The 14,814-nt window shown below is 68.9% G+C and carries 14 protein-coding genes; 7 read left to right on the forward strand and 7 right to left on the reverse strand.

Annotated features, from left to right (window positions below; translation table 11 throughout):
* Positions 1–13: 13 nt before the first annotated feature.
* On the forward strand, positions 14–1,462 hold the full coding sequence (locus JD77_RS01090; RefSeq protein ID WP_170286341.1) for an IS4 family transposase: 1,449 nt from the start codon (positions 14–16) through the stop codon (positions 1,460–1,462).
* A gap of 16 nt (positions 1,463–1,478) precedes the next feature.
* On the opposite strand, the gene JD77_RS01095 is transcribed toward JD77_RS01090, so the two are convergent.
* The 4 genes from JD77_RS01095 to icmF all read right to left on the reverse strand — a co-directional run bounded on the left by JD77_RS01095 (position 1,479) and on the right by icmF (position 7,915).
* Positions 1,479–2,395 (reverse strand): IS5 family transposase gene (locus JD77_RS01095; protein WP_425463588.1). Its coding sequence is split into 2 segments (ribosomal slippage): positions 1,479–2,048 and positions 2,051–2,395, totalling 915 coding nucleotides; the frame shifts between segments, so codons are not numbered across the junction.
* A gap of 212 nt (positions 2,396–2,607) precedes the next feature.
* Positions 2,608–3,393 (reverse strand): enoyl-CoA hydratase/isomerase family protein, encoded by a 786-nt coding sequence (locus tag JD77_RS01100; RefSeq protein WP_145772637.1) that lies wholly within the window; start codon positions 3,391–3,393, stop codon positions 2,608–2,610.
* A gap of 16 nt (positions 3,394–3,409) precedes the next feature.
* A complete protein-coding gene (locus JD77_RS01105) occupies positions 3,410–4,588 on the reverse strand; it encodes a thiolase family protein (protein ID WP_145772638.1) in 1,179 nt (392 codons plus the stop codon).
* A 78-nt stretch (positions 4,589–4,666) separates the two neighbouring features.
* Positions 4,667–7,915, reverse strand: coding sequence for a fused isobutyryl-CoA mutase/GTPase IcmF (gene icmF / locus JD77_RS01110; protein WP_145772639.1), 3,249 nt, complete (start codon positions 7,913–7,915; stop codon positions 4,667–4,669).
* A 145-nt stretch (positions 7,916–8,060) separates the two neighbouring features.
* Here icmF and JD77_RS01115 point away from each other — a divergent pair, with 145 nt between their 5' ends.
* Positions 8,061–8,567 carry a MarR family transcriptional regulator gene (locus tag JD77_RS01115; protein WP_145772640.1) on the forward strand — a complete coding sequence of 169 codons (507 nt, stop codon included), beginning with the start codon at positions 8,061–8,063 and terminating at the stop codon, positions 8,565–8,567.
* A gap of 162 nt (positions 8,568–8,729) precedes the next feature.
* On the opposite strand, the gene JD77_RS01120 is transcribed toward JD77_RS01115, so the two are convergent.
* Positions 8,730–9,146 carry a helix-turn-helix domain-containing protein gene (locus JD77_RS01120; RefSeq protein WP_246140482.1) on the reverse strand — a complete coding sequence of 139 codons (417 nt, stop codon included), beginning with the start codon at positions 9,144–9,146 and terminating at the stop codon, positions 8,730–8,732.
* Between the two features lie 85 nt (positions 9,147–9,231).
* Between JD77_RS01120 and JD77_RS35335 the strand changes: the two genes are divergently transcribed.
* The 4 genes from JD77_RS35335 (at position 9,232) to dmpG (ending at position 12,508) form a co-directional block, all read left to right on the forward strand.
* Positions 9,232–9,456 carry an aspartate racemase/maleate isomerase family protein gene (locus JD77_RS35335; RefSeq protein ID WP_170286343.1) on the forward strand — a complete coding sequence of 75 codons (225 nt, stop codon included), beginning with the start codon at positions 9,232–9,234 and terminating at the stop codon, positions 9,454–9,456.
* 270 nt (positions 9,457–9,726) lie between these two features.
* Positions 9,727–10,545, forward strand: coding sequence for a 2-keto-4-pentenoate hydratase (locus tag JD77_RS01125; protein ID WP_145772641.1), 819 nt, complete (start codon positions 9,727–9,729; stop codon positions 10,543–10,545).
* A complete protein-coding gene (locus tag JD77_RS01130) occupies positions 10,542–11,489 on the forward strand; it encodes an acetaldehyde dehydrogenase (acetylating) (protein ID WP_145772642.1) in 948 nt (315 codons plus the stop codon). The genes JD77_RS01125 and JD77_RS01130 overlap by 4 nt, the downstream gene beginning before the upstream one ends.
* Positions 11,486–12,508 carry a 4-hydroxy-2-oxovalerate aldolase gene (dmpG, locus tag JD77_RS01135; protein ID WP_145772643.1) on the forward strand — a complete coding sequence of 341 codons (1,023 nt, stop codon included), beginning with the start codon at positions 11,486–11,488 and terminating at the stop codon, positions 12,506–12,508. The genes JD77_RS01130 and dmpG overlap by 4 nt, the downstream gene beginning before the upstream one ends.
* Positions 12,509–12,701: 193 nt before the next feature.
* Here the strand turns inward: dmpG and JD77_RS35020 are convergent, their stop codons facing one another.
* Both JD77_RS35020 and JD77_RS01145 read right to left on the reverse strand, forming a co-directional pair.
* Positions 12,702–13,277, reverse strand: a complete 576-nt coding sequence (locus tag JD77_RS35020) for a transposase (protein ID WP_342799676.1) — start codon at positions 13,275–13,277, stop codon at positions 12,702–12,704.
* Positions 13,277–13,543 (reverse strand): RNA-dependent RNA polymerase family protein, encoded by a 267-nt coding sequence (locus JD77_RS01145; protein ID WP_145772644.1) that lies wholly within the window; start codon positions 13,541–13,543, stop codon positions 13,277–13,279. Before JD77_RS01145 ends, JD77_RS35020 begins: the two co-directional genes overlap by 1 nt.
* A gap of 171 nt (positions 13,544–13,714) precedes the next feature.
* On the opposite strand from JD77_RS01145, the gene JD77_RS01150 reads away from it, so the two are divergent.
* Positions 13,715–14,797, forward strand: a complete 1,083-nt coding sequence (locus tag JD77_RS01150; protein ID WP_145772645.1) for an acyl-CoA dehydrogenase family protein — start codon at positions 13,715–13,717, stop codon at positions 14,795–14,797.
* The last annotated feature ends 17 nt before the right edge of the window (positions 14,798–14,814 follow it).

The following is a 14,814-nucleotide window of genomic DNA, read 5'->3' on the forward strand; positions in this document are numbered from 1 at the left end:
CCCGGGAGTTCCGTTGCCGGATCATTCTGCCCTGTCCCGCACTGTGGCCGCCATCACCCGCACTGTCCGGGTCGCGGCGGGAGTGTTCGCCCCGGGCCATCTCGGGGAACTCACCTCGATCGTGCCCTTTGAACTCGTCGATGCGGTGCTGGCCGAGACCGGTACGGTGCAGGCAAGACTACGGAACCTGCCGTCCCGGGTCGGGGTGTACTTCGTGCTGGCGATGTGCCTGTTCCCGGAGGTCGGCTACCGGCGGGTCTGGGCCAAGATGATCGCCGGGCTGGTGGGGCTGGTCGTGGTCGTCCCATCGGGTAAAGGGCTACGTGACCTGCGCCGCCGCGTCGGTCCCGCTCCGGTGAAGGCCCTCTTCGAGGTCCTCGCCGGGCCTCTCGCGCAGCCACACACTCCCGGGGTGCGGTTCGGCCGCTATCGCACGGTGTCCTTCGACGGTTGTACCTCCCAACGCACCGCCGACACCGCCCGCAACCGTGCCTGGCTCGGCAAACGCACCGGAAACGGCTACCCGGCGGTGGAGTTGATGACGCTGGTCGAGACCGGCACCCGCGGCATGCTCGGTGCGGTGTTCGGACCGACCGCCGAGGGCGAGACCAGCTACGCCAGCAAACTGCTGCATCTGCTGGATGCCGGCATGCTCGTGCTGTGGGACAAGGGCTTCGACTCCAACATGTTCCTGACCGCGGTCGCCGGCACCGGCGCCCAATTCCTGGGCCGGCTGCGCGGCAACCGCCGCCTGCCGGTCCTGGCCCGCCTCGACGACGGCTCATACCTGAGCGTCCTCAACCACGTCCCCGTCCGGGTCATCGACGCCACCGTCACCGTCACCTGCGCCGACGCCACCACCTACACCGGCGTCTACCGCCTCGTCACCTCCCTGCGCGACCCCCGCCGGCACCCGGCACACCGCCTGGTCGAGCTCTATCACCAGCGCTGGGAACACGAATCGGCGTACTACGCCCTGCGCCACACCATCCTGCACGGACGAATCCTGCGCTCCGGCGACCCGACCGGCATCCAGCAGGAACTGTGGGCACTGCTGACCGTCTACCAGGCGCTGCGCACCGCGATGGTCCACGCCACCGAAACCCGGCCCGGGACCGACCCCGACCGGGCCAGCTTCACCATCGCCCTGCACACCGCCCGGGAACAACTCACCAACGCCGCCGACGTCCTGCCCGAGAACACCGACCTCACCGGCGCTATCGGCCGCGCCGTCCTCGCTGAACTCCTCCCACCACGCCGAGCACGCACCAGCACCCGCCGCGTCAAATCACCACTGTCCCGCTACGCCAAACACCCACCCGGCAGACCCACCACCAACCAGAAGATCACCAACCTCGCCATCACCATCCACGACGACACCACCGAACCACTCCCACCACCCACACCATCCCCACCCCGCAAACCCCGCAAACCCCGCTTGACAGCAGCCGCAACGCCCTAACTACCCGGCCTTGCGCCTAGGCCGTGTCTCGTCGATCTTGGGCGAGGTCACGTAGCCAGATCTTCATCGTGGCGATGTCGACGGTGGCCCGGTACATGTAGTCGCGCTTGTCGTACCTGGTCGCGACCGCCCGGAACTGCTTGAGCTTGTTGAACGCCCGCTCAGCGGTGTTGCGCTGCTTGTAGCGCTCCCGGTCGAAGGTCGGCGGCCGGCCGCCGCGAGATCCCTTCTTGCGACGGTTGGCCGCCTGATCGGCCTTGATCGGGATCGTGGCCATGAAGCCGCGGCGGCGTAAGTGAGAACGGATAGCCTTCGAGCTGTACGCCTTGTCAGCCAGGACATGCCCGGGGCGGGTACGCGGCCGGCCGACCCGGCGCGGGATCCGGATAGCGGCCATGACCTGCGTGAAGCCGGTACAGTCGGCCCGCTGCCCGCACGTGGTGTGCCGGGCGATCGGACGGCAACGACGGTCAGCGGCCAGGTGCAGCTTGGTGGTCAACCCGCCACGGGACCGGCCGAGGGCTTCCCTTCCGCCCTTTTCGTCCCTGGCGGCTTCCCCCTTTTTGGGTGATCCGCCGCCGGGGCGTGCCGCGCACCCGCCGCGTGCTGGTGCGCCCGGATCGAGGAGGTGTCCACTCCGACCGTCCACTCGTCGCCTTCCTCGGCGTCGCAGTCGATCCGCAACGCCGCGCAGATCCGCGACCAGGTCCCATCCATCGCCCACCTGCGTTTGCGCTGGTAGACCGTCTTCCACGGACCGAACCGCTCCGGCAGGTCACGCCACGGAATCCCGGTACGTTCCCGGTACAAGATCCCCGAGACCGTCGTCCGATGGTCACGCCACCGGCCCCCACGCGGCGGATCCGCTGGCAGCAACGGCGCCAGAAGCGCCCACTCGTCATCGGTCAACTCATGCCGTCGAGACACGCCAATCTATCTACCAAAACCCGCCCCGAAGATCCACGAGACACGCCCTAATGCCGGCCAAGCCTGTCGTTGACTCGACGGCCGAATCCGATTCAACATCGTTGCGTTAGCAACGCCGCCCGCAGGGGCCGCCATGGCATCACCACCGCACGCGACCTCGGCCCTTTGCCCGGACACGTATTCTCCGGTGCTCGGTCCGGTGACTAGACCGACGCAGGTCATTGAACTCGCGCGGCCGAGCTGCTGACCCGGGCAAGAAATGTGGCGATGAGGGCGGCGGCTTCCTTGCCAGCGACGAGACGGGCGATGGTGTCGGCCTCGTCGCGTGAGATGTCCTCGGGCGACGCTTCCCATCCGGTGCGTAGCAGGCGCTTGGCCTCGCCGTAAGCCCTGGTCGGGCCTTTCGCGAGTTGTTCGGCGATTGCCGTCGCCCGTGCCACCACTGACTCGTCTTCCACGACTTCGGCGATCAGTCCCCAATCTCGTGCCTGCTCGGCGCTGAGTGGGCGCGGCGTGAGCGCCATCTGCAGGGCGCGCTGCTGGCCGATCGCCCGGGGCAGCAGCACGGACACCCCGCAGTCGGGGGTCAGCCCCACCCTGGTGTAGGCGAAGGCGAAATTCGTCGAGCAGGCAGCCACCACCAGGTCCGCGCTGAGGACGACGCCCAGGCCCGCGCCGGCGACCGCCCCGTGTACGGCGGCGACGACCGGTTTGGGCAGCGCGGCCAGGCGTCGCAGGCCCCGGTCGAGGACCATGGCCAGTTCGCGTACGTAGCCGGCGGGGTCCTCGGCGGCCGCCATCGATGCGAGGTCACCACCCGCGCAGAAGCGCGGGCCAGCCCCGGTGAGCAGGATGGCCCGCACCTCGTCATCCGCGCCGGCGCGCTTCACCGCCGCCTCGAACGCGTACGCGGCCGGCAGGTCGGCCGCGTTGGACACCTCCGGGCGGTTGAGGGTGATACGGGCGACGTTGCCGTCGACGACGTACAACACGGGCTCGACCATCGACCGGTCCTTTCTCTCAGACGCGGCGGAAGAGGGCAGCCATGGCCTGTCCCCCGCCGATGCACATGGTGACAATGCCGAGTTCCCCGTCCGTGCGGGCCAGGTGCTTGGCCACCCGCAGGGCCAGGATCGCGCCGGTGGCGCCGACCGGGTGGCCCAGCGCGATGGCCCCGCCGTACGGGTTGGTCCGCTCCGGGTCCAGCTTCGCGTCCCGGATCACCGCCACCGCCTGGGCCGCGAACGCCTCATTGCACTCGACCACGTCGATGTCGCGGGCACTCGTGCCCGTCTGGTCGAACAACTTCTGCAGCGCCAGCACCGGGGCATAGCCCATCAGCGACGGCTCCATCGCCGCGGTCGCCACCGCCTCCAGACTCACCAGCGCGCTCAGACCCCGCTGCACGGCGACAGACTCCCGGGCCAGCACCACCGCCGCGGCGCCGTCGTTGATCCCCGACGCGTTGCCCGCCGTGACCGTGCCGCCCTGCTCGAACGCGGGCCGCAGCCCGGCCAGCACCTCCAACGTCGTCTCCGGCCGCGGGTGCTCGTCCCGCTCGACCGTCACCGGCCTGCGCCCGCCGACCTCGACCGGGACAATCTCCTCGCCGAAGGCCGCCCGGGCCCCGTCCGACGCCGCCCGGCGCTGCGACTCCACGGCGAACTCGTCCTGGTCCTGCCGGGAGACGCCGTAGTTCCGGGCCACGTTCTCCGCGGTGATCCCCATGTGGATACCGTGGAACGGGTCGGTCAACATCATCACCGTGCCGTCGATCAGGGTCCGGTCACCAAGCTTGTAGCCTGACCGGGCGCCGAAATCGTAGAACGGCATCCCCGTCATGTTCTCGTCCCCGCCGGCCACGGCAATGTCCGCGGCGCCCCACCGCATCTGCGCGGCCGCCGACCAGAGCGCCTGCAACCCGCTGCCGCACAACCGGTTCACCGTGTACGCCGGAGTGCTGATCGGCAGGCCTGCGGACAATGCCACCCGGCGCGCGTTGTACGCGTCCGGCCCCACCTGGCCGATGCAACCCATCACCACCTCGTCGACCGCCTCGGAGGGCACGCCCGCCCGGGACAGTGCCGCCCTGACCGCGGTAGCCCCGAGCTCATGCGCCGGCACGTCCTTGAACGCGCCACCGAAACTGCCCACCGGGGTCCGGGCACCTTCAACGAGGAGAACTTTCTCCGAGCTCACCCATCCACCTCCAGCTAGCCGGGCCGCATCCGCGGCACCGGTCCGCTATCACAATTCGCCGCACCCCGGCGAAGCGCGTCACACGTTGCGGCGGTACTGGCCGCCGACCTCGAAGAACGCGTCGCTGATCTGCCCGAGGGAGCAGTGGCGGACGGCGTCCATCAGCGCCTCGAAGATGTTGCCGCCGCTGGTTGCGGCGGCCTTGAGCCGCTCCAACGCGGCGGGAGTCTCCATCGCATGCTGGGCGTGGAAGGCGGCGAGCCGATCCAGTTGCGCCTGCTTCTCCTCGTCGGTGCCCCGCGCCAGCTCGATGACCTGGGCCGGCTTGTCGGAGTCCTCGGCGAGGAACGTGTTGACGCCGATGATGGGCAGCGACCCGTCGTGCTTCTTATGCTCGTAGAGCATCGACTCGTCCTGGATGCGGCCGCGCTGGTAGCCGGTCTCCATCGCGCCGAGCACTCCGCCGCGGTCGGCGAGCCGGTCGAACTCGGCGAGCACCGCCTCCTCGACCAGGTCGGTGAGCTGCTCGACGATGTAGGAGCCCTGCAGCACATTCTCGGTGTCGGCCAGCCCGCACTCGGCATCGATGATCATCTGAATCGCCAGGGCCCGGCGCACCGACTGTGCGGTGGGGGTGGTGACCGCCTCGTCATAGGCGTTGGTGTGCAGGCTGTTGGCGTTGTCGTAGATGGCGCACAGCGCCTGCAGCGTGGTGCGGATGTCGTTGAAGTCCATCTCCTGGGCGTGCAACGACCGGCCGGAGGTCTGCACGTGGTACTTCAGCTTCTGCGCCCGATCGCCCGCGCCGTACCGGTCGCGCATCGCGACCGCCCAGATCCGCCGGGCCACCCGCCCGATGACGGTGTACTCCGCGTCCATCCCGTTGGAGAAGAAGAACGACAGGTTGGGTGCGAAGTCGTCGATGTTCATACCCCGCGCCAGGTACGCCTCGACGTAGGTGAAGCCGTTGGCCAGGGTGAACGCCAACTGACTGATCGGGTTCGCTCCGGCCTCGGCGATGTGATAGCCGCTGATACTCACCGAGTAGAAGTTGCGCACCTGATGGGCGATGAACCACTCCTGGATGTCCGCCATGGCGCGCAGGGCGAACTCCGTGGAGAAGATGCAGGTGTTCTGCCCCTGATCCTCCTTGAGGATGTCGGCCTGCACCGTGCCGCGGACCGTCGACAGGGCGCGCGCCCGAATCTGGGCGACCTCCTCGGCGGAGGGTTCCCGGCCCTCAGCCGCACGGAACCGGTCCAGCTGCTGGTCGATTGCGGCGTTGAAGAACATCGCCAGGATCGTCGGCGCCGGCCCGTTGATGGTCATCGACACCGAGGTGTTCGGCGCACACAGGTCGAACCCGGCGTACAGCTCGCGCATGTCGTCGACGGTGGCGATGGAGACGCCTGAGGTCCCGATCTTGCCGTAGATGTCGGGGCGCTGGTCGGGGTCCCGGCCGTAGAGGGTGACCGAGTCGAACGCCGTGGACAGGCGGGTCGCCGGCTGGCCGGCGCTGAGCAGGTGGAAGCGGCGGTTGGTGCGGAAGGCGTCGCCCTCGCCGGCGAACATCCGCGCCGGCGCTTCCTCGGTCCGCTTGAACGGGAACACCCCGGCGGTGAACGGGAAGAAGCCGGGCAGGTTCTCGTTACGCAGGAACCGCAGCAGCTGCCCGTCGTCGCCCTCGCGCGGCAGGGCCACCCGCGGCAGCTTGGTACCCGAAAGAGTCGTGCGGGTCAGCGGGGTGCGAATCTCCTTGCCGCGGACGGTGTAGACGTACTCGTCACCGCCGTAGCGAGTGCGGACATCCTTCCACTGCTCCAGCAGCTCGCGCACGTCACCGCGCAGGCTCTGCTCGGTCCGCTCCAACAGCGCGGCGACCGAGACCTCGGCCGAATCGCCGGCTGCCGCGAGCAGGTCCCGGGTGGTCCGCAGATGCTGGCGGCGGCGAACGAGTTCCATCTGCTCTGCCGTGGTGGCGTGGTAGCCGCGTACCGTTTGCGCGATGTCCGCCAGGTAACGCTCCCGCCCCGCCGGCAGCACCGACCGCAGGCTGGTGGAGGTGCGGCCTGGTACGACCGGCAGCACACCGGGGAAGGCCGACAGGCCATGCTCGCCAAGCAGCTGCTTGAGGTGGTGGTACAGGGCGGTCACACCATCGTCGTCGAAGCGGGCCGCGCTCGTGCCGAAGACCGGCATGTCCCGCCACGGGGTGCCGAACTGTTCGCGGTTGCGCACCAACTGCCGAGCCACGTCACGCAACGCGTCTTCCGCGCCGCGGCGCTCGAACTTGTTGATGGCCACCACGTCGGCCAGGTCCAGCATGTCGATCTTCTCGAGCTGGCTAGGTGCGCCGAACTCCGGCGTCATCACGTACACGGACACGTCCGCGTACGGCACGATCGCCGCGTCGCCCTGGCCGATGCCGGGCGTCTCGATGATGACCAAATCGTAGCCGGCGGCCTTGCAGGCGGCCACGATGTCGTCCAGGTGCTCGGGCACTTGAGCACCCGGGGTCCGGGTCGCCAACGAGCGGAAGAAGACCGTGCCCGGCGCGATGCTGTTCATCCGGATCCGGTCACCCAGCAACGTGCCACCGCGCCGACGGGTCGGGTCGACCGCCAACACGGCCACCCGGACCTTGTCCTCACTGTCGCGGCGCAGCCGGCGTACCAGTTCGTCGGTCAGCGACGACTTTCCGGAGCCGCCCGTCCCGGTGATGCCCAGCACCGGACCGTTGCGCGACGCCGCGGCGGACTGGACCGCGTCGGCCAGCGCTGCGTCGGCGCCCGCCTCCAGCACCGTGATTGCCCGCGCCAGCGCGGCGTCGTCCCCGGCCAGCAGCGCGTCGATGACCGGCCCCTGGGCCGACAGGTCGACGTCGCAGTCCCGGATCAGTTCGTTGATCATGCCGGGCAGACCCAGGCGCTGGCCGTCCTGTGGGCTGAAGATGCGCACGCCACGCTCCGCTAGGAGGGCGATCTCCTCGGGCACGATCGTCCCGCCGCCGCCGCCGAACACCCGCACGTGTCCCGCCCCGCGCTCGCCGAGGCGCTCGGTCAGGTAGCTGAAGTATTCGACGTGCCCACCCTGGTAGGAGGAGATCGCCACGCCCTGCACGTCCTCCTGCACCGCCGCCGTAACGACCTCCTCGACGCTGCGGTCGTGGCCGAGGTGCACGACCTCGGCGCCCTGGCTCTGCAGCAACCGTCGCATGATCGTGATGGCGGCGTCGTGCCCGTCAAAGAGACTGGCCGCGGTCACGAAACGCACCGGATGCACCGGCACGTGCAACGGGGGCCGGGACGAGGAATTCGGCTGACTCATGGCGCTCCTAAGCCGAGGGAGTCGTGACGACGCAGTAACCGACTGTTCGCATTACGCATGCACGCTACGAGGCGGTCGCGGGAAACCCTAGGGCACCCAACTATCCGAAGTCCACGTATCGTGCGCCACGCTCTAGAATGGCCCCATGCCCGCTCGCGACCACCTCCCCCTCGACCCGATCGCCGAAGCGCGCCGCCAGTGGGCCGCCCACGGCTGGGAGGCTGCGGCCGGCGGAATGGCAGCAGTGACATCGCTCATGCGCGCGCAACAGATCGCCCTCGCCCGCGTCGAGTCCGTCCTACGGCCCTACGGTGTGACCTTCGCCCGCTACGAACTCCTGATGCTCCTGCACTTCAGCCGCGCCGGCTCCCTGCCCATGGCCAAGATCGGCAACCGGCTCCAGGTGCATGCGACCAGCGTCACCAACGCTGTCGACCGACTCGAAGCCGCCGGCCTCGTCAAGCGAACTCCCCACCCCACCGACCGGCGCACCACGCTCGTCGAACTTCTCCCGAAGGGACGGGAACTGGCGGCCAAGGCGACCGAGGAGCTCAACGCCCAGGTGTTCACCCAACCCGGCCTGCCGGCGGACAGCGTCACGACCCTGGTCACCATCCTCGCCGAGATGCGCCACGAGGCTGGCGACTTTTGAGTCATCCCGTTGATCATGACGACATGGAGCGGCGCCCGCAAATATCGAAGAGCGTTACACTCGCCGGCTGGCACTCTCCCTGACCAAGGTCGCGGACGGAGTGGCCGAGTTCTCTCAATCAGGCATCCGCGTAGCAGCGTAGGCCGTCGACGTCGGCTCGGGTCAGACGCCCCTGCGCGACCAGCAACTCAAGGTGTGCCGCGGTTTCGGTGACGGCGAGCATCCGGTTGAGCAGGTCGAGACCGTCCCAGTGGTCATCGACCGTGTCGACCGGCGACTGTCCTGATTGGGCGGCATCTCATCGAGCGTCTTTGTGATCACCGCCTCGACCTGGGCGTCGCCGATCTTTCGTGGCGCACCCGGACGCGGTTCGTCGCGCAGCCCGTCCACCCGATCGGCCACGAACCGCTTACGCCACTTGCCGACCGTCGGCAACGACACCCCAAGCCGGCGAGACACCTCGCTGTTCGACAGCCCTTGGGCACACGCCAGCACGATCCGCGCCCGCACCGCCAACGCCTGCGCCGTGTTCGGCCGCCGCGCCAGCCCCCGCAACGCCTCCCGCTCCTCGGCGGTCAACTCCAGCCGCGCCAGCTTCGGACCACGGCCATCACCCATACCCGCAATCCACCAACGAACTAACGACTCGGCACACTAGCTAGGAGTGGATCGCCATTGCCTCCCGGGTCGACGCTCTGCGGCCGACGCCGTGCCGGTCAGCTGCGCGGGTACGCAGACCGCGCGAGCCATCTCCGGGATCGAGGACCTGACCGGCCTGCCGGTCGTCACCTGTAACCAGGCGCTGCTGTGGCAGGTTCTCACTCAGGACGCTTCGGATCCACGAGCCACTCCCGGCTACGGTCGATTGCTGTCCTCGGCTCGCCCATAGTCAGATTGCGCCGCATCCGGCGGTCGACGGACCGTCGATGCGTACGCACCCCGTGGCGATGAGTTGGAAAGATCCCAGGCCGAGGCTGGGCGGCGCGTCGCTGCTCAGGAAACTCCGACCCTCGTCGATCCGGGCTGTATCGTACTGCTCGACGCGCACCCAGGGAGAAGTGCGCCGAAAGCTCGCCGGCAACACGCAAGGCTGCGCCCCATTCCGGCAAGCGGAACACTTCGCTCGGTAAATGGACCTGTGATCGCCAAAGTGTGCAGCATGGACGTCACCCTTGCCGATCCCAGGACACCGGTCGGTGCGGCCGCCGAGCGCCTCCGCGCGGCCGCGCGTGACCGGATTCCCTGTCCACCGTTGCGCGACCTCATCGATCCCGACGACATCGCCACGGCGTACGCCGTGCAGGAGCGGTTGAGCGAGTTACGTCTTGTGAACGGGGCCAGGGTGGTCGGCCGCAAGATCGGCCTGACGTCCCCCGCCGTCCAGGCTCAGCTCGGCGTCGACCAGCCCGACTTCGGCGTGCTGTTCGACGACATGGAGTTCGCCACGGGGGCCGAGTTGCCCACCGAGCGGCTGCTGCAACCCAGGGCAGAGGCCGAGATCGCCTTCGTCCTCGGCGCCGACCTGGCGGACGGCCCGCTCGATCCGGCCCAGGTGCGGGCGTCTGTCGCCTACGCCGTCGCGGCACTGGAGATCGTCGACAGCCGGATCGCCGGATGGGAGATCACCTTCGCCGACACCGTCGCCGACAACGCGTCCAGCGGGCTCTACGTGCTCGGCTCGGAGCGCCGTACGCTCGCCGAGGTCGAGCCGGCCGAGGTCGAGATGCGGATGCTCGTCGACGGCGAGGTCGTCTCCACCGGAAACGGCGCCGCCTGCCTCGGCGACCCCCTGGAGGCGCTGGCCTGGCTCGCCCGCACCGCCCGGGAGTTCGGGGAGCCGCTGCGAGCCGGCCAGGTGGTGCTCTCCGGCGCGCTCGGCCCGATGCACCCCGTCCATCCCGGCGCCCTGGTGACGGCCGAGATCAGCGGCCTCGGCAGCGTGACCACCACGTTCTCGGCACAGGAGGAGCGAGCATGAGCAAGACCAAGGTCGCGATCATCGGGTCGGGCAACATCGGCACCGACCTGATGATCAAGATAATTCGGCTCTCCGACACCCTCGAGATGGGCGCCATGGTCGGCATCGACCCGGCGTCCGACGGCCTGGCCCGCGCTCGTCGCCTCAAGGTGCCCACCACCCACGAGGGCGTCGACGGGCTCATCGCGATGGACGGCTTCGACGACATCGAGATCGTCTTCGACGCCACCAGCGCGAAGGCCCACGAGGCCAACGCGGCCCGGCTGGCACCGTACGGAAAGCGTCTCATCGACCTGACGCCTGCGGCCCTCGGCCCGTTCGTGGTGCCGGCGGTCAACCTCGGCGAGCACCTCGACGCCCGGAACGTCAACATGGTCACCTGCGGCGGCCAGGCGACCATCCCGATCGTCGCCGCGGTCTCCCGGGTCACCCCGGTCGCCTACGCCGAGATCGTCGCCTCGATCGCCTCCAGGTCGGCCGGGCCGGGCACCCGGGCCAACATCGACGAGTTCACCGAGACCACCTCGCACGCGATCGAGACCGTCGGTGGGGCGGCGCGCGGCAAGGCCATCATCATCCTCAACCCGGCGGAGCCGCCGCTGATCATGCGCGACACGGTCTTCTGTCTGATCGGCGCCGACGATCCGGCCGTGCACGACCGCATCCGTTCCTCCATCGAGCAGATGGTCGCCGACGTGGCCGCCTACGTGCCGGGGTACCGGCTCAAGCAGCAGGTACAGATCACGGCGATCCCCCAGGGCCAGCCGGTGCACACGCTGGCCGGCACAGCGCCGCTGAGCCATCAGGTGTCGGTGTTCCTCGAGGTGGAGGGCGCTGCGCACTATCTGCCGGCGTACGCCGGCAACCTCGACATCATGACCTCCGCGGCCCTGCGCACCGCGGAGCGCCTGACCACTCACAAGCCCACGGAGGTGGCCGAATGACCGACATCTTCCTCCAGGACGTCACCCTGCGCGATGGAATGCACGCCGTACGCCACCGCATCGCTCCCGCCGACGTCGGCCGGATCGTGGCCGCACTCGACGCGGGCGGCGTCGACGCCATCGAGGTCGCCCACGGGGACGGGCTCGCCGGCAGCTCGGTCAACTACGGTCCGGGCAGCAACACCGACTGGGAGTGGATCGAGGCCGCTGCCGCCAACCTCTCCCGGGCTCGGCTGACCACGCTGCTGCTGCCGGGCGTGGGCACGATCGCCGAACTGAAGCACGCCTACTCGCTGGGCGTCCGCTCGGTGCGGGTGGCGACCCACTGCACCGAGGCCGACGTCGCCGCCCAGCACATAGCGACTGCCCGCGAGCTCGGCATGGACGTGTCGGGCTTCCTGATGATGAGCCACCTCAACGACGCCGCCGGCCTCGCGCGGCAGGCGAAGCTGATGGAGTCGTACGGCGCCCACTGCGTCTACGTCACCGACTCCGGCGGTCGGCTCACGATGGATGGCGTGCGCGAACGGATCCGCGCCTACCGGGACGTGCTCGACCCGGCCACGGAGCTGGGCATCCACGCCCACGAGAACCTCTCGCTCTCCGTCGCCAACTCGGTCGTGGCCGTCGAGGAGGGTGTGCGCCGCGTCGACGCCTCGCTCGCCGGCCACGGCGCCGGAGCCGGCAACTGCCCGATCGAGCCGTTCGTCGCCGTCGCCAACCTGCAGGGCTGGAAGGTCCGGGCCGACCTGTTCGCGCTACAGGACGCCGCCGACGACCTGGTCCGGCCGTTGCAGGACCGGCCGGTACGGGTCGACCGGGAGACGCTCACCCTGGGGTACGCCGGCGTCTACTCCAGCTTTCTCCGGCACGCCGAGGCCGCGTCGGAGCGCTACGGCATCGACGTACGCACGATCCTGCTCGAGGTCGGCCGGCGCCAACTGGTCGGCGGCCAGGAGGACATGATCGTCGACATCACGCTCGACCTGCTCGCGGCGCGGGAGCCGGCGGCATCATAGGGCTGGTGTGTCGCCCTCACGGGCGTGGCGCGACCGCATTGCCGCCCGGATCGCGGCCTACCGTTCGGGATCGGGCGGCACGGCGAAGGCGCACATTGGTCGTCGCCCCGGATCGTGCGCAGCGCCGCCTGCCGGTCCGGTCGGCGAATGAGTGTGGACCAACCGTGCTTTCGCAGATACAGACGTTGAATGGTCAGATTGTGTCGGGTTCGAGTGTCAGTCCGGTCTGAGCGAGGAAGCCGTCGAGCAGGTCGGTGCGGTACTGGACGCTCTTGAGTCGGTTCTTGATGACCGTGAGGAGATGATCGACGCCGGTCACGGCGAGGTTGCCGATGCTGCGTTTGTGGTGGGACCAGACGCCCTCGGTCGGGTTCAGGTCCGGGGTATAGGCCGGTAGCCGGATCACGGTCAGCCAGTCCCGGCCGGCGATAATCTGCCGCATCGCCGCGCTGATGTGGGTGTGAAAGTCGGCCCGAAGCGCGGTGCTGGTCTTTCGACCGGTCCGTTTCTTCGGGCCGCTTCCCGCACCCGGCGTGCCACTTTCACGGCACCGGGCGCTCCACAGGTCCCGGGTGGGCGGGCGTTGTCGATCAGGTGCTTGGCCAGGGGGTGGGGATGACCGTTCCCCGGTAGCGGTAGCGGATGATCGCGACCGTGGCCGGGTTGAACAGTTCCCTTCCTGGCTGGTGGGCCACCAACCGCCGCCGCAGTAGCGGCGTCGGAGGTCTTTCCAGGTGATCCGGCGGTGTTTGCGGCGTAGCCATCTGATTACCCGGTCATGCCTGCTTTGAGGAACGCCTTCACCAGTGCCAGGACGCGGCGGTCCGCGATTCGTAGCCGTACCCGCGCCATAAGCGCCGGGTGCGAGATCTCATCGAAACAGGCCGTGATGTCGCCCTCCACGATCCACTCATACGACTTGGACGTGAAGTAGCGCACCTCGGCCACCGCGTCATGGGCTCGCCGTCCGGGACGGAACCCGTAGTTGCACGGGTGGAAATCCGCTTCCCAGATCGGTTCGAGCACCAGCTTCAAGGGGCTTCGGCGCTTCCGCTAGACCGCAGCGCCCTGACCAGCGACAGGACCGGCAGACGTGCCACAGGACCCCGATCATCTGTGGAACCCGACGGACGCGTCGCTTGACCTGGTTTCGTGCAGCGGAACAACCGCGGGCACCGCTTTCACCGAGGTTCTACGGTCCTAGGAGTGATTTCCTTCATGCCGACCGACGACGAGCAGGCGATCGCCGACGTTGTTCGAGAGTTCGCACGCACAGAGCTGCGGCCGATGGCGAGCCACATCGAGGACGACCCCTCCGTGCTCGATGACGCGCTTCGGTCGTTCGGGCAGATCGGTCTGGTCCAGACGCTCGCGGAGGCAGGCCTTACAGGCGACGAGCTCTACCCGCGTGTTCTTTCGGCCATCGTGCTCGAGGAGCTGGCGTGGGCGGACGCGAATACGGCCGCCGCGTTCTCCGCGACGACCGCCTTCGTCCGCGCCGTAGCCGAGTTCGGCACCGACCACCAACGACGCACGGTGCTTGCGACGTACGCCGACTCGAGCCACGCGACAGCCGCGATCACGGCCACCGAGCTGGGCCTGCTCGATGATCCGCAGTCCCCCGCGACCGCCCTCACCACGACGCCCGACGGACTGGTCCTGAACGGCACGAAGACCCTCGTGCCGTTGGCGGACAGGTGCCAGCACTTCCTGGTGACGGCGCGTCACAACGAGCGACTCGTCGCGGTGATCGTGCCGGCGGACCGTGCGGGGCTCGAAATTGGACCCACGCGCGAGACCATGGGACTGACGGCTCAGAGATTCCGAGACATCACCTTGCGCGACCTCCCGATTGACCCGGCGGACCTGCTCGGCGAGAGCGACATCCCCGCACTCGTCAACAGCTCGTGGACCGCCGCCAGCGCCATCCTCACGGGTCTGTGTCGCGCGGTGCACGAGCACTCCGTCGAGTACACGAAGATGCGGTCGGCCCACGGCAGCCCGCTCGCCCGAAAGCAGACGGTCGCCCTGCGGCTCGTTGACATGCTCATCGACGTCGAGTCGATGCGATGGATGAGCTGGCGCGCCGCCACCCACATCGACAAGGGGATCGGTGGCGCCCGAACACCTCGCCTCGCCCACGCCCTCGCGGTGAAGAGGTCGAACTGGATCGTCGACGAAGGCGTCCAGCTCATGGGCGGCCACGGCTACATCACCGAGAACCCCGTCGAGGCGTGGTACCGGAATGCCAAGACGACCGCCACGTTGAGCTTGACGGTCGGCGTCTGACGAGCACTGGAGAACGA

It is taken from the genome of Micromonospora olivasterospora (genome assembly GCF_007830265.1).
GTDB lineage: Bacteria > Actinomycetota > Actinomycetes > Mycobacteriales > Micromonosporaceae > Micromonospora > Micromonospora olivasterospora.

Excerpts from the sequence above, each read along its gene's own strand:
- JD77_RS01100 (WP_145772637.1), bottom strand. The coding sequence starts at position 3,393 with ATGGTCGAGCCCGTGTTGTACGTCGTCGACGGCAACGTCGCCCGTATC.
- icmF (WP_145772639.1), bottom strand. The coding sequence starts at position 7,915 with ATGAGTCAGCCGAATTCCTCGTCCCGGCCCCCGTTGCACGTGCCGGTG.
- JD77_RS01115 (WP_145772640.1), top strand. The coding sequence starts at position 8,061 with ATGCCCGCTCGCGACCACCTCCCCCTCGACCCGATCGCCGAAGCGCGC.
- JD77_RS01125 (WP_145772641.1), top strand. The coding sequence starts at position 9,727 with ATGGACGTCACCCTTGCCGATCCCAGGACACCGGTCGGTGCGGCCGCC.
- JD77_RS01130 (WP_145772642.1), top strand. The coding sequence starts at position 10,542 with ATGAGCAAGACCAAGGTCGCGATCATCGGGTCGGGCAACATCGGCACC.
- dmpG (WP_145772643.1), top strand. The coding sequence starts at position 11,486 with ATGACCGACATCTTCCTCCAGGACGTCACCCTGCGCGATGGAATGCAC.